Origin of the sequence: Neobacillus sp. YIM B06451, from assembly GCF_032667185.1 — a bacterium.
Lineage (GTDB): Bacteria > Bacillota > Bacilli > Bacillales > Cytobacillaceae > Bacillus_D.
The window spans coordinates 329,351-343,677 of sequence record NZ_JAVFKJ010000001.1; the positions used below are offsets into that span (position 1 = coordinate 329,351).

Genomic DNA, 14,327 nt, shown 5'->3' on the forward strand with positions numbered 1-14,327 from the left:
CGCCCTAAAGCACAAAATCTGGGGAGGAATGGACAAATGATCAAGCATTTACTGACTATGGCTGATTTGCAGCCGGAAGAAATCCACACACTGATTGATGAAGCGGAAGGCTTTTCAAAAGGGGCAATCTGGGCTCCGCAAAGGCCGGCGTTTGTTTCGAATCTATTCTTTGAACCTAGCACCAGGACGAAGTGCAGCTTTGAAGTCGCGGAGCGGAAGCTAGGCCTTGAAGTTATCCAGTTTGAGGCAAGTGCTTCAAGTGCGCTCAAGGGTGAAACGCTTTATGACACGGTCCGTACACTGGAATCGATCGGGGTGGATGCGGTCATCATCCGGCATCCTGCTGACCAGTACTATGACGAACTCATTGGGGGCTGCAGAATCCCGATTCTAAACGCAGGCGACGGCTGCGGCCACCACCCGACCCAATCGCTCCTTGACCTGATGACAATCAAGCAAGAGTTTGGCAGGTTCGAAGGTTTGAAGGTTGCGATTGTCGGAGACATCCGGCATAGTAGGGTCGCCCATTCCAATGCTGTCGCGTTGAAAAAGCTTGGTGCAGAAGTCGTTTTTTCAGGTCCACCGGAGTGGTTTGATGGGCATACGAACTATGAGGAAATCGACAGTGCGGTGAGGACAGCTGATGTTGTCATGCTGCTCCGGATCCAGCACGAACGACATGAAAGGCATTCGGGAATATCGAAAGAAGAGTACCATTACGATTTCGGGCTTACCCTTGAAAGGGAAAAACATATGAAGCCCGGCAGCATCATCATGCATCCGGCCCCTGTCAACAGGGATGTCGAAATTGCTTCAAGTCTCGTAGAATCACCTCGTTCGAGGATTTTTAAACAGATGGAAAATGGCGTTTATGTCCGAATGGCGGTCCTGAAGAGGGCTTTGGCACAAAAAACAGGAGGTTGGTACCATGAAGCTTTTACTGAAAAACGTGCGATTGCAAGATAAATCTACAGGATTGGAAATAAAGGATATTTTCATAGAGAACGGGACGATCGCAAAAATTGGCCGGGAACTAAATCTGGAGGCGGACAGGACCATTGATGGTGATGGATATTTCGCGGCACCCGGTTTCATCGATCTCCACGTCCATCTTCGGGAACCCGGTGGTGAAAAGAAGGAAACGATTGAAACAGGTACACTGGCGGCTGCGAAGGGTGGATTCACTACTGTCGCCGCGATGCCAAATACAAGGCCCGTCCCGGATTCGAAGGAGCAGCTTGACTGGCTTCAGGAAAGGATTGCAAAAACGGCTGCGGTCCGTGTGCTTCCCTATGCTTCGATTACAGTCCGCGAGTTGGGCAGGGAACTGACTAACTTCGAAGAAATGAAGGAGGCTGGCGCATTCGCTTTTACGGATGACGGAGTAGGCGTGCAGACGGCAGCGTTAATGCTTGAAGCGATGAAAAAAGCGGCCGAGCTTGATATGGCGATTGTGGCCCATTGCGAAGAGGATTCGCTCATTAACAAAGGGTGCGTCCATGAAGGTTCATTTTCAAAGGTAAACGGCCTTAACGGGATTCCTTCCGTATGTGAAAGCGTTCATATCGCCAGGGATGTTCTGCTTGCGGAAGCAGCCAACTGCCACTACCATGTTTGCCACATAAGCACGAAGGAATCGGTGAGGGTGGTCCGTGATGCGAAGCGCGCTGGGATCCGCGTCACTGCGGAAGTTACCCCACACCACCTCCTGTTGTGTGAGGACGACATACCAGGCCTCGATGCCAATTACAAAATGAACCCGCCTTTAAGGGGCAAAGCGGATCAGGAGGCATTGATTGAGGGGCTCCTAGACGGAACAATTGACTTTATCGCCACCGACCATGCTCCGCATACGGCTGAAGAAAAGGCGGAGGGAATGCAGCTTGCCCCATTTGGGATAACAGGCCTTGAAACAGCATTTCCACTTCTGTACACCCATTTTGTTGAAAAAGGCATACTCAGTCTGCAGCAGCTGGTCGATTTGCTAACTATTAAACCAGCTGAAGCGTTCGGGCTTCCGTTTGGAAAGCTTGAAGAAGGCGCAGCGGCAGATATCGTCCTGCTGGATTTGGAAACTCAACGGGAAATCAACCCGCTCGAATTTTTGTCCAAAGGGAAAAACACGCCGTTTGCAGGCTGGCCGTGCAAAGGCTGGCCGGTCTTGACGATAGCAGCAGGAAAAGTCGCCTGGGAAGAAAAGGCGGACGTATTGGCATGAAACGAAAACTGATACTCGAAGATGGCACTGTTTTTATTGGCGAAGGTTTTGGGGACCTTTCAGAAACAGAAGGTGAAGTAGTTTTCAATACCGGCATGACGGGATATCAGGAAATTCTTTCAGATCCAAGCTATTGCCGGCAGCTCGTCGTCCTTACGTACCCATTAATCGGGAATTACGGAATCAATCGCGATGATTTTGAATCAATCAATCCGGCAATAGGAGCCTTGATTGTAAAAGAAGCGGAAAGCTTTCCATCCAACTGGAGAAGTGAAACAACACTCGATGAGTTTTTAAAAATCAAGAAAATTCCCGGATTAAAAGGAATCGACACCCGGATGCTGACAAGGGCGATCCGCAAGCATGGAACAATGAAGGGTGCCATTTGCGGAATTGAATCTGATATGGAGGAAGTGGTTGAGAGACTAAAAAGCCAGCCGCTTCTTACCGGCCATGTCAAAATGGTTTCGACAAAAAATGCTTATCCTAGCCCCGGCCGTGGCAAAAGGGTTGTCCTCGTCGATTATGGAATGAAGCATGGGATATTGAGGGAGTTGAACAAGCGGGGTTGCGATGTGACGGTGGTTCCTTATGATACAACCGCGGATGAAATCATGCAGCTCCGGCCGGATGGCATCATGCTTTCAAATGGCCCCGGAGATCCAAAGGATGTACCTGAAGCAATCAATATGATCAGGGAAATCCTTGGCAAGGTGCCGATTTTCGGAATTTGTCTTGGCCATCAGCTGTTTGCCCTGGCATCGGGTGCTGATACCGAAAAAATGGTGTTCGGCCACCGTGGCTCCAATCACCCGGTCAAGGAGCTATCGACTGGGAAAATCACGATTACCTCGCAAAACCACGGATATTCCGTTAAAGCTGATTCCCTAAAAAACACCGAATTGGAAGTTACCCATATCGCGGTGAATGACGGCACTATCGAGGGGCTCCGGCATTCCAGCCTTCCCGCATTCAGCGTCCAATACCATCCGGAAGCATCACCTGGCCCGGACGATGCAAATAATCTCTTCGATCAATTTCTGAACATGATTGAAACCCATGAAAAAGAAGGAGTGCGAGCATGCCAAAGCGTACGGATATAGAAACCATTCTGGTTATTGGTTCAGGCCCCATCATCATTGGGCAGGCAGCTGAATTTGATTATGCCGGTACACAGGCATGCCTTGCTTTGAAGGAAGAAGGGTACAAGGTCATTCTCGTAAACTCGAATCCCGCGACGATCATGACCGATGCGGAAATTGCTGATAAGGTTTATATAGAGCCGCTGACGGTGGAGTTTGTATCGCGGATTATTAGAAAAGAACGTCCGAATGCGCTTGTTGCGACCCTCGGCGGGCAGACTGGCCTCAACCTGGCGGTGGAGCTTGCCAAATCGGGCGTGCTTAAGGAATGCGGGACCGAAATTCTTGGTACAAAGCTGGATGCGATTGAAAAGGCTGAGGACCGTGAGCTTTTCAGAAATCTGATGAATGAGCTTGGCGAGCCAGTACCCGAAAGCGCTATTGTCCACTCGCTCCCGGAAGCCAAAACATTTGCCGAAAAAATCGGTTTTCCGGTCATCGTCCGACCCGCCTTCACACTTGGCGGGACTGGCGGGGGAATTTGCTCGAATTTCGGAGAGCTTGAAGAAATAGTTTTAAGCGGATTGAAAAACAGCCCTGTTGGACAATGCCTTTTGGAAAAGAGCATTGCCGGCTATAAGGAAATCGAATACGAAGTGATGCGTGACGCCAACGACACGGCAATTGTTGTCTGCAATATGGAAAACATCGATCCTGTTGGTATCCATACGGGCGACTCTATCGTTGTGGCCCCGAGCCAGACATTGAGCGACAGGGAATACCAGCTTTTAAGAAACGTATCGTTGAAGATAATCCGCGCCCTTGGCATTGAGGGAGGGTGCAATGTACAGTTAGCCCTTGACCCCGAAAGTTTCAACTATTATATCATCGAAGTGAATCCGAGGGTCAGCCGGTCTTCGGCGCTTGCCTCCAAGGCAACCGGATACCCAATTGCGAAATTGGCCGCAAAAATTGCTGTTGGCCTGACCCTTGATGAAATGATCAACCCTGTCACGGGCAAAACATATGCAAGTTTTGAACCTGCACTTGATTACGTCGTGACAAAAATTCCGAGGTGGCCGTTTGATAAATTTGAAACAGGAAACCGGGAACTTGGGACACAAATGAAGGCTACTGGTGAAGTTATGGCAATTGGGCGGACATTTGAAGAATCGCTTTTAAAAGCGATCCGGTCACTTGAAGCGAACGTCCATCATTTTGCCTTGCCTGGCGGGGAATCCATTTCGGATGATACGGTTGAAAAACGAATTCGGAAAGCTGTTGATGAGCGGTTGTTCTATATTGCCGAAGCAATGAGGCGGGGAGTTTCAGTCGAGGTTATTCACGAATGGAGTCAAATCGACCTTTTCTTTTTAAGAAAATTTAAAGGGATTCTTGACCTTGAAATCATCCTTAAAAACAAGCCTTTCGACTATTTTGTTGCCCTAGAGGCAAAAAAACGCGGATTTTCGGATAAGGCATTAGCCTGGTTATGGGGCTGCGGGGAACTGGACGTTTCTGAATGGAGGAAGCAGCATGGTATATTGCCAGTATACAAGATGGTCGATACATGCGCATCCGAATTTGAAGCAGCGACACCGTATTTTTACGGAACGTACGAAAATGAAAATGAATCGGTGCCGAGTACCAGGAAAAGCGTTGTTGTATTGGGGTCCGGTCCAATCAGGATCGGCCAGGGGATTGAATTTGACTATGCGACCGTCCATTCGGTAAAGGCTATCCAGGAAGCAGGCTATGAAGCAATTATCATAAACAGCAATCCAGAAACGGTATCGACCGATTTCAGCATCTCTGACAAGCTGTATTTTGAACCGCTCACGATCGAGGATGTGATGCACGTCATCGAACATGAGAAGCCGATTGGAATCGTGGTCCAATTTGGCGGCCAAACGGCTATCAATCTTGCATCAGGACTTGCAGAAAGGGGCGTCCGGATATTGGGCACGAGCCTTGAGGACCTTGATAGGGCGGAGGATCGCGACAAATTCGAGCGCGCCCTTGTAGAACTCGGGATACCGATGCCAATTGGTAAAACGGCATTATCCGTCCAGGAAGCCGTTACGATTGCGAATGAAATCGGCTATCCTGTACTCGTCCGCCCTTCCTACGTCCTCGGGGGGAGGGCGATGGAAATCGTCCACAATGAACAGGATTTAATTCTTTATATGAAAAACGCGGTAAAAGTCAATTCGGGCCATCCAGTCCTAGTGGACCGCTATATCACGGGCAGGGAAATTGAGGTTGATGCAATTTCGGACGGAACGGATGTGTTGATTCCAGGGATAATGGAGCACATTGAAAGGGCGGGAGTCCACTCGGGAGACTCGATTGCCGTCTACCCGCCGCAATCGCTGACAGTTGAAGAAAAGCGGAGGATCGCTGACTATACCACAAGGCTTGCAAAAGGGTTGAACATCATTGGCCTTTTGAACATTCAGTTCGTCCTGTCTGATAGCGGCATATATGTTCTTGAAGTGAATCCCCGCTCAAGCAGGACTGTCCCATTCCTAAGCAAAATTACAAACGTTCCAATGGCTAAAATCGGAACGAAGGCGGTTCTTGGCATTTCCATCCGTGAACAGGGCTACCAAGGCGGAATCATGCCGGAGAAAGAAGAAGTTTTTGTAAAAGTGCCCGTCTTCTCTTTTGCGAAATTAAGAAGCGTCGATATTACGCTTGGCCCGGAGATGAAATCAACCGGAGAAGTAATGGGCAAAGATTTTTCGCTTGAAAAAGCCTTATACAAAGGCGTAGTAGCTTCCGGAATTTCGATTCCGCAATTTGGCGCAGTTCTTATGACAGTGTCGGATAAGGACAAACCGGAAGGGGTTTCCCTCGCAAAAAGGTTTGCTTCGCAGGGCTACAGGATCATCGCGACTTCCGGTACTGCGGCGGCAATTGATAAGGCTGGAATCCCTGTTGAGGTTGTTGGGAAAATCGGTTCCGAGGGGCCTACGCTTGTCGATATTATCCATAAGGGCGAGGTTCAATTTATCATCAATACGTTAACGAAGGGCAGGCAGCCAGAGCGGGATGGCTTCAGAATCAGAAGGGAAGCAGTTGAAAATGGGATTCCTTGCCTTACATCGCTTGATACTGCCGGCGCTATTTTAAAAGTTATTGAATCAATGAGTTTTTCAGTAGAAACAATCGGCCCAAACACAAGGGAGGCAGCTTTGATTTGATTACAAAAGAAATGTGCGCGATTGTCCGCCAGGAAGAAATTGCAGACTCAATCTTCAGGCTGACGGTTGAAGGGAAAATGCCGATGGGAGCATCGCCGGGCCAATTTGTGCATATAAAGATTGGCGGTGCGATGGGACCGCTTTTAAGGCGGCCAATCAGCATCTCGTCAATCGACAGGCAGAACGGCAGGATGACACTCATATATCGTGCAGGCGGCGAGGGGACAAAGTTGCTATCAACCTATACGGCTGGAACAGCAATCGATATCCTCGGCCCGCTAGGAAACGGGTTTCCGGCCAGTGAGACTGCCGCCGGGGAAATTGCCTTGCTTGTTGGCGGGGGGATAGGTGTTCCGCCTCTTTATGAGCTATCCCGCCAACTCGTCGAGAAGGGTGTCAAAGTAGTCCATATACTTGGTTTCCAGACAGCTTCATCCGTTTTTTACGAAAAAGAATTTTCGGAGCTTGGGGATACATTTATCGCAACAGCCGATGGGACATATGGGGAAAAGGGGTTTGTGACGGATATCTTGAGGAAGGAACAGCTTGGCTTCGACACTCTATATGCGTGCGGCCCGGTTCCGATGCTAAAAGCTTTGGAGGCAACGTATCCGGATAAGAAAGTGTTCCTTTCTCTAGAAGAACGGATGGGCTGCGGCATCGGCGCATGTTTTGCCTGTGTCTGCAGGGTGCCAGGGGATAAGTCTGGCCATGCTTATAAAAAGGTTTGCAGTGATGGGCCTGTATTCCGTGCCGGGGAGGTAGTATTATGAACAGACTTGAAATTTCATTGCCTGGGTTAAACCTGAAAAATCCGGTCATTCCGGCTTCCGGCTGTTTTGGCTTCGGCAGGGAGTTTAGCAGGCTCTACGATTTGGACGTTCTTGGAGCAATCATGATCAAGGCGGCTACCGGCGAACCGCGGTTCGGGAACCCCACGCCGCGTGTTGCGGAAACCCCGTCAGGTATGCTGAACGCGATTGGTCTTCAAAACCCAGGCTACAAGGAAATTATCGCAACGGAACTTCCCTGGCTTGAACAATTCAATGTGCCGATTATTGCAAATGTTGCTGGCTCTACCGAAGATGAGTATGTCGAGGTGGCAAGGCATATTTCAAAGGCGCCGAATGTCCGCGCCCTCGAATTGAATGTTTCGTGTCCGAATGTGAAGGAAGGCGGGATCGCCTTTGGGACAGATCCTGTCGTGTTGAGGGAACTCACGAAAAAGGTAAAGAATGTTTCCGCCGTACCTGTATATGTGAAACTTTCACCAAATGTAACAAATATAGTGGAGCTCGCCCTTGCTGCGGAAGCCGGCGGCGCGGACGGCCTCACTATGATCAATACCCTCCTCGGAATGAGAATGGACCTTAAAACCGCCAAACCGATACTTGCGAACAGGACCGGTGGGCTCTCGGGACCGGCAGTCAAACCGGTTGCTTTAAGAATGGTTTATGAAGTAAGCCAGAGAACAAGCCTGCCGATCATTGGCATGGGAGGTATCCAGTCCGCAACTGATGTAATTGAATTTTTCTACGCGGGAGCTAGTGCCATCGCGGTCGGGACGGCAAACTTCACCGACCCGTTTGTGTGCCCGCAAATCATCGAAGAATTGCCTGTTTTGCTTGATGAATTGGGATATGAACATATCCTCGAATGCAAGGGAAGGAGCTGGAACAATGCAGGACAACCCGCTTATCATCGCGCTTGATTTTGGGGACATGGCAGAGGTTGAAAGATTCCTTAAGCCTTTTACCAACCACAACCTGTTTTTGAAAGTCGGAATGGAGCTGTTTTACAAGGAAGGTCCGCGGACAGTCCATACTTTGAAGGAAATGGGCCATCGCGTCTTCCTTGATTTGAAGCTTCATGACATCCCGAACACTGTCATGAGCGCGATGAGGTCGCTTTCCAGCCTTGGATGCGATTTGACAACCGTCCATGCGGCCGGGGGGAAAGCAATGATGGAAGCTGCGATGGAAGGGCTTGAGGCCGGAACGCCTGCGGGAGGAGTGAGGCCAGCCTGTGTTGCCGTCACACAACTTACCAGCACGGAAGAAGCAAGGATGCAGGAGGAACAGCTCATTCCTGTTTCCCTTGACGAATCTGTATTACATTATGCTTCTTTAGCCAAGTCAGCCGGACTGGATGGAGTCGTTTGCTCCGCATGGGAAGCCGGAAAGATTATGGAACTTCAAGGCAGCGGATTTTTGACGGTGACTCCTGGCATTAGGATGGGTACTGATAGCCACCAAGATCAAAAACGAGTTGCAACCCCTAAAAAGGCGCGCGAAGCCGGGATATCGGCCATTGTCGTGGGCAGGCCGATCATCAGGGCCGAAAAACCTGTTGAAGCCTATGAAACATGGATGGAAGCTTGGAAAGGAGCATCACGATGAACAAAACAATTGCCGCGCAACTATTAGAAATCAATGCAGTAACTTTAAGGCCGAATGAGCCGTTTACATGGACATCCGGAATAAAGTCACCGATTTATTGCGATAACAGGCTGACACTTTCCTATCCGGCTATCCGGAAGGCGATTGCGGAAGGCCTGATTTCATTGATACATATGCATTTTCCCGATGTAGAGGTAATTGCCGGGACTGCCACTGCGGGAATCCCCCACGCCGCATGGGTAAGCGCCGATATGGAGCTTCCGATGTGTTATGTCCGCAGCAGCGCGAAAGGGCATGGAAAGGGCAATCAGATCGAGGGCAAGGTGGATAAAGGACAAAAGGCCGTTATCATCGAAGACCTTATTTCAACCGGGGGCAGTGTGATTACAGCTGCAAGGGCGCTTGAGGAAGCCGGTGCGGAAGTCCTTGGGGTCGCGGCGATTTTCACCTATGGGCTTGAAAAGGGGAAAAAGGAGCTAGCGGATGCCGGCCTTGCCGCTTATACGATTACTGATTTTCCAGAACTCGCAAAAATCGCGGCGGATGAGGGGTATATCAAGGAAGACGAACTCGGCCTCCTGATGGAGTGGTACAAAAACCCGAGTGAATGGATGAAATAAAAGTTCTAGCCCGGCATAGAAGCCGGGCTATTTCATATCGTACATTATTCTTTACCTGCCTCGCCGGTGCAGGCCGGCTATTTTTTCTTAAGTGCCAGCACCGTTTCTTCGTCAGGGGTCACATAGACTGTTTTTTGATTGTCGTAGATGACAAATCCTGGTTTCGCGCCATTTGGTTTTTTAACATGCCTGACACGCGTATAATCCACCGGGACGGAACCGGAATCTCGAGCCTTTGAAAAATAGGCTGCGAGCATCGCGGCTTCACGGATTGTTTCTTCGGAAGGCTCCTTGCTCCGGATGACAACGTGCGAACCCGGGATATCTTTCGTATGGAGCCAGATTTCATCCCGTCCTGCAAGCTTTCCGGTCAAATAATCATTTTGCTTGTTGTTTTTGCCGACGAGTATTTCTATTCCATCCGAAGCGGTATAGCTGTCAAGCACGGGTTTCGAGTTGGCCTGTTTTTTCCCATTCTTTTTCGCCCGCTGTCTGATGTAGCCACCTTCGGCAAGTTCCTCCCTGATTTCTTCTACATCACTTGGGGAAGCGGAATCAAGCTGCTGCAGCAGGCCGTCAAAATAAACCGCTTCTGCTTCCGCTTTATCAATTTGTTCATTCACGGCCAAAACAGCATTTTTGGCTTTCTGGTATTTTGAAAAATATTTTTGCGCGTTTTCAGATGGCGTTTTTTGTGGGTCAAGCGGAATGACCGCCATCGCCCCATTTTCATCGTAGTAATCAAGCACCTCAATTTCTTTCATACCTTTTTTTGCTGCATGCATATTCGCTGTCAACAGTTCCCCGAATTTTTGGAACTCCTCTGCTTTTTCCGCGTCCTTCAGGGTTTTCTTCAGCTTCTCGATTTTCTTTTCATTCTTTTCTTTTTCATTAGCGATAAACCTTTCAAGGTCGCCAGCCTGTTGTTTAACCCTGTCCCTCTCGGCTTTGCCAAAATAATAACGGTCCAGCATGCCGCTCAAGGTTGGAAAAACCCTCGGTTCGCCTTTCAGGTGATGGAGGGGAAACAGGTAAAATGCCTCCTTGCTCGGGCCGGACGTTATCGCTGGTTCAATCCTGCCATCGCGGATCCGGTCAATCATTGAAACGAAAGCTTTCGGCATTGTCGTCCTGTTTGCCAGGCCGCTTGAGAACACAGCTTCCTTTGCGAACAGTGGAGACACACCGGAAAAAGCGTCGACCAGTTGCTTGTCGAGCTTCCCGCTATTAAAATCAATTGTTTTCAGCACATCTTCATCTGTCGCCTTAAATGGGTCCATTTTATGTTGTTCCGGTGGTGCTATGTAGGGCTGGCCGGGAAGGATGGCCCTATGGGTATTCAACGCGAACGACACGTGTTTGATGCTATCCAATATCATCTGCCTGTTTTTATCCACAAGGATGATATTGCTGTGTTTCCCCATAATCTCGACAATCAGCTGCTTGTAGCTGATATCGCCAATTTCATTCCGCCCCTTTATTTCAAAAATGAGGATCCTGTCCGTACCGGATTGGTAAACGTCCTCGAGTATATAGCCTTCGATATGTTTCCTAAGGAGCATGCAGAACATCGGTGGCTCACTAGGGTTTTCATGCGTTTCATTCGTCAATTGAACCCGTGCGTAGCTGGGATGGGCGGAAAGAAGGAGGCGATGGTTGGCGCCATTTGCCCTAATGACGAGAATGATTTCATTTTTATACGGCTGTTGAACTTTATTGATACGGCCGCCAGAAAGTATGTTGGAAAGCTCGCCGGCCATGGCTCTAGTAAATAATCCATCAAATGACATCGAAAATACCTTCTCTTTCACTAGTTTTAACGCAATCTAGAAGCATCTTATGCACTGAAGCTGTTGCTCCTTCTATTTTAGCATTTTTTTGGACGAGTCTGAATAAGCTTACTTGAGAGTATGGAATGCGGGAGGAAATATGGCGTTCCGTGGAAAAATCAAAGGGGGAAGCGTGATGGCCGGATGAGGTTCCATGAAATGAATACAAGCCAGGTGGAAGAGGCACTGAATACTGACTATTCGTCTGGATTATCCCTGGATGAAGCGGGGAAGCGGATAAAAATCCACGGGTACAATGAGCTCGAAGAAGGGGAAAAGCAATCCGCGCTGCTGCTTTTTCTTAGCCAGTTCAAGGATTTTATGGTCCTGGTCCTTCTGGCAGCTACGCTCATATCCGGGCTGTTGGGCGAGTATATCGATGCCATAGCGATTATTACAATCGTTTTGATAAATGGCTGCCTTGGTTTTTTTCAGGAAAGGAAAGCTGAAAAATCCCTTCAGGCATTGAAGGAATTATCGGCACCGCAAATCCATGTGCTCCGTGAAGGGAAATGGCTTAAAATCCCTTCGAGGGAGGCTGTCCCGGGTGATGTCGTCAAATTCTCAAGCGGGGATAGAATCGGGGCCGATGTACGGATTATCGAATCTAAAAGCCTAGAAATTGAAGAGTCGGCCCTTACAGGAGAATCTGTGCCAGTTTCAAAAGGCACCGATGTTCTATCCGTACCCAACCCTGGACTAGGGGATATGGAGAATATTGCATTCATGGGTACGATGGTCACTAGGGGGAGCGGCTATGGAACCATTATTGCGACCGGGATGAAAACGGCGATGGGCCAGATTGCCGAGTTGCTTCAAAATGCGGAAACAGCGGAGACGCCTTTGCAAAGAAGGCTCGCCCAGCTAGGGAAAATACTCATTACAGTCGCGTTATTATTAACGTTGCTTGTTGTCGTGATCGGTCTTATCCAGGGACATGGCCTGTACGAGATGGTTTTGGCGGGCGTCTCGCTTGCTGTTGCAGCGATCCCGGAAGGCTTGCCCGCCATTGTAACCGTTGCCCTCTCGCTTGGCGTCCAGAAAATGATAAAAAGCAATGCAATTGTCAGGAAGCTACCCGCGGTCGAAACACTCGGTTGCGCATCGGTCATTTGTTCGGATAAAACAGGGACGATGACACAAAACAAGATGACGGTTACCCATTTGTGGAGCGGCGGGAAGAGCTGGACCGTAGACGGGATCGGTTATCAGCCAGAGGGCAGCTTTTACGGAGGGAACAAGCAGTCCATCCAGGTGAGGAACGAAAAAGCGCTCCAGCAGCTACTCATGTTTGGAATGCTCTGCAACCATTCAGTGTTGGCCCGGAAGGAGAACGAGCTTTTCCTGGATGGGGATCCAACGGAAGGCGCACTTCTTATCAGCGCCATGAAGGCCGGGTATGATAGAAAAAAACTTCTCGAAGAATATAAAATTGTAAATGAGTTCCCATTCGATTCGTCCCGAAAGATGATGAGTATTATCGTCGAGGACAGGCATGGAAAGGTCTTTGTTGTTACAAAAGGTGCGCCTGATGTCCTGATTGGGGTAAGTAGCGGTATCCTAAAAGATGGAAGAGTCCAACAGATGTCTGGCGAAACGAAGGCGGAGGCCAACGCTGCAGTTGAAAGCCTTGCATCAAAAGCATTGAGGACGATAGCTGTTGCTTATAAGCCCCTGCCTGCAGGGCGTGTTATCCTGAATGAACGTGAAGCGGAAAAGGATTTGACTTTCATCGGCATACAGGGAATGATTGATCCTCCGCGGCCCGAGGTAAAGGATGCTGTACGCGAATGCCGTGAAGCGGGAATTAAGACGGTCATGATTACTGGAGACCATGTCATAACGGCAAAGGCTATCGCCAGCCAGCTCGGAATCCTTTCTCGGAACAGCAGGGTTATGGATGGCAAGGCACTTTCAGAAATGACAGTCGAAGAACTTGAAGAGGTCGTTGAAGACGTTTCGGTTTTTGCTCGTGTTTCGCCTGAGCATAAGCTGAAAATAGTGAAGGCGTTCCAAAACCGCGGGCATATTGTAGCGATGACCGGTGACGGCGTGAATGACGCTCCCGCGATCAAGGCCGCCGATATTGGCGTTGCCATGGGAAATACAGGGACGGATGTTGCCAAAGAAGCGTCGTCGCTCGTCCTTCTCGACGATAATTTTGCCACCATAAAATCGGCCATTAAAGAGGGCAGGAACATTTATGAAAATATTCGTAAATTCATCCGATATTTACTGGCTTCAAATGTAGGAGAAATCCTTGTCATGCTTTTCGCCATGATCCTTGCCCTGCCGCTCCCACTAGTTCCCATCCAAATCCTATGGGTGAATCTGGTGACGGACGGGCTGCCTGCCATGGCCCTTGGCCTCGACAAGCCAGAGGAAAATGTGATGAAGAGGAAGCCGAGAAGCCCACGTGAGGGTGTTTTCGCACGGGGCCTTGGCTGGAAAGTAGTCTCGCGGGGATTTTTGATTGGGATTGTAACGCTTCTTGCCTTTATGGCGATTTACAACAGGCATCCGGAACAGCTGGAATATGCCAGGACAGTTGCATTCGCTACACTCGTCCTTGCCCAGCTCATTCATGTATTCGACTGCCGCAGTGAAATTTCCGTTCTTTCCAGGAACCCGTTCGGGAACAAATATCTTGTCTGGGCGGTAGTATCATCGGCAGCCTTGATGGTTGCAGTCATTTACTATCCGCCGCTGCAGCCGGTATTCCATACGGTTGCCATTAGGCCAAATGATTGGCTATTGATTGTAGGGCTTTCCGCAATTCCAACTTTTTTGTTGGCAGGAACATTTTTGGCAAGAAAAACAAAATGAGGTATGATATAATCACAAAGGTAGTAGAGACGGCTCTATTGCCTTTTCTTTATACATAGGAATTTATAAAATTGAACCTTGTGGATAACTCAAAATAAGTTATTGTAATCCAGCTCCAGAAGGAAAGCTACGGCAGCATAGCATCGC

General features: G+C 49.1%; 10 protein-coding genes. 9 read left to right on the forward strand and 1 reads right to left on the reverse strand.

What is annotated here, in order from left to right; all coding sequences use genetic code 11:
• The first annotated feature begins 39 nt into the window (after nt 1–39).
• The 8 genes from RB160_RS01570 to pyrE are packed head-to-tail and all read left to right on the forward strand — an operon-like array spanning nt 40 to nt 9,525.
• Nucleotides 40–966 carry an aspartate carbamoyltransferase catalytic subunit gene (locus RB160_RS01570; protein ID WP_316569040.1) on the forward strand — a complete coding sequence of 309 codons (927 nt, stop codon included), beginning with the start codon at nt 40–42 and terminating at the stop codon, nt 964–966.
• A complete protein-coding gene (locus RB160_RS01575; protein ID WP_316568453.1) occupies nt 929–2,218 on the forward strand; it encodes a dihydroorotase in 1,290 nt (429 codons plus the stop codon). The genes RB160_RS01570 and RB160_RS01575 overlap by 38 nt, the downstream gene beginning before the upstream one ends.
• A complete protein-coding gene (locus RB160_RS01580; protein ID WP_316568454.1) occupies nt 2,215–3,321 on the forward strand; it encodes a carbamoyl phosphate synthase small subunit in 1,107 nt (368 codons plus the stop codon). Before RB160_RS01575 ends, RB160_RS01580 begins: the two co-directional genes overlap by 4 nt.
• A complete protein-coding gene (gene carB / locus RB160_RS01585) occupies nt 3,300–6,506 on the forward strand; it encodes a carbamoyl-phosphate synthase large subunit (RefSeq protein WP_316568455.1) in 3,207 nt (1,068 codons plus the stop codon). Before RB160_RS01580 ends, carB begins: the two co-directional genes overlap by 22 nt.
• Nucleotides 6,503–7,279 (forward strand): dihydroorotate dehydrogenase electron transfer subunit, encoded by a 777-nt coding sequence (locus RB160_RS01590; protein WP_316568456.1) that lies wholly within the window; start codon nt 6,503–6,505, stop codon nt 7,277–7,279. The genes carB and RB160_RS01590 overlap by 4 nt, the downstream gene beginning before the upstream one ends.
• Complete coding sequence (locus RB160_RS01595) at nt 7,276–8,217, forward strand: dihydroorotate dehydrogenase (RefSeq protein WP_316568457.1); 942 nt, start codon at nt 7,276–7,278, stop codon at nt 8,215–8,217. Before RB160_RS01590 ends, RB160_RS01595 begins: the two co-directional genes overlap by 4 nt.
• Nucleotides 8,186–8,905, forward strand: coding sequence for an orotidine-5'-phosphate decarboxylase (gene pyrF, locus RB160_RS01600; RefSeq protein WP_316568458.1), 720 nt, complete (start codon nt 8,186–8,188; stop codon nt 8,903–8,905). The genes RB160_RS01595 and pyrF overlap by 32 nt, the downstream gene beginning before the upstream one ends.
• Nucleotides 8,902–9,525, forward strand: a complete 624-nt coding sequence (gene pyrE / locus RB160_RS01605; RefSeq protein ID WP_316568459.1) for an orotate phosphoribosyltransferase — start codon at nt 8,902–8,904, stop codon at nt 9,523–9,525. Before pyrF ends, pyrE begins: the two co-directional genes overlap by 4 nt.
• Nucleotides 9,526–9,602: 77 nt before the next feature.
• Here the strand turns inward: pyrE and RB160_RS01610 are convergent, their stop codons facing one another.
• Nucleotides 9,603–11,315 (reverse strand): Rqc2 family fibronectin-binding protein, encoded by a 1,713-nt coding sequence (locus RB160_RS01610; protein WP_316568460.1) that lies wholly within the window; start codon nt 11,313–11,315, stop codon nt 9,603–9,605.
• Between the two features lie 183 nt (nt 11,316–11,498).
• Between RB160_RS01610 and RB160_RS01615 the strand changes: the two genes are divergently transcribed.
• Complete coding sequence (locus RB160_RS01615; RefSeq protein ID WP_316568461.1) at nt 11,499–14,180, forward strand: cation-translocating P-type ATPase; 2,682 nt, start codon at nt 11,499–11,501, stop codon at nt 14,178–14,180.
• Nucleotides 14,181–14,327: the final 147 nt, after the last annotated feature.

What these genes read in the sequence shown, in the direction of transcription:
- RB160_RS01575 (WP_316568453.1), top strand. Translation starts at nt 929, where the DNA reads ATGAAGCTTTTACTGAAAAACGTGCGATTGCAAGATAAATCTACAGGA.
- RB160_RS01580 (WP_316568454.1), top strand. Translation starts at nt 2,215, where the DNA reads ATGAAACGAAAACTGATACTCGAAGATGGCACTGTTTTTATTGGCGAA.
- carB (WP_316568455.1), top strand. Translation starts at nt 3,300, where the DNA reads ATGCCAAAGCGTACGGATATAGAAACCATTCTGGTTATTGGTTCAGGC.
- RB160_RS01595 (WP_316568457.1), top strand. Translation starts at nt 7,276, where the DNA reads ATGAACAGACTTGAAATTTCATTGCCTGGGTTAAACCTGAAAAATCCG.
- pyrF (WP_316568458.1), top strand. Translation starts at nt 8,186, where the DNA reads ATGCAGGACAACCCGCTTATCATCGCGCTTGATTTTGGGGACATGGCA.
- pyrE (WP_316568459.1), top strand. Translation starts at nt 8,902, where the DNA reads ATGAACAAAACAATTGCCGCGCAACTATTAGAAATCAATGCAGTAACT.
- RB160_RS01610 (WP_316568460.1), bottom strand. Translation starts at nt 11,315, where the DNA reads ATGTCATTTGATGGATTATTTACTAGAGCCATGGCCGGCGAGCTTTCC.
- RB160_RS01615 (WP_316568461.1), top strand. Translation starts at nt 11,499, where the DNA reads ATGAGGTTCCATGAAATGAATACAAGCCAGGTGGAAGAGGCACTGAAT.